Genomic DNA, 202 nt, shown 5'->3' with positions numbered 1-202 from the left:
ATGCTTCTTCTAAGTCAGGATATTTTTCGAATAGAACTTCTGCTCTTTTAGATTGATTTTTAGTCCATTTACTACTTAATTTATATAACAGATACCTGCTTCTAGCTAATAATTGTTTGAGTGTATCTCCATTGGATAATAGCTTTGGAGTATATTTTAAAGATTTACTTCGAGCATATTCTATAGCATCGTTTTCAGCATC

At 30.2% G+C, this 202-nt stretch carries 1 pseudogene; it reads right to left on the bottom strand.

Going from position 1 to position 202, the window contains the following annotated elements:
- A pseudogene (locus tag Q0998_RS19340) lies at window positions 1-202 on the bottom strand (DDE transposase); the annotation flags it as partial.

Origin of the sequence: uncultured Polaribacter sp. (assembly GCF_947501385.1) — a bacterium.
Taxonomy (GTDB): domain Bacteria; phylum Bacteroidota; class Bacteroidia; order Flavobacteriales; family Flavobacteriaceae; genus Polaribacter.
This window is presented reverse-complemented; position numbering and strand designations above follow the sequence as displayed.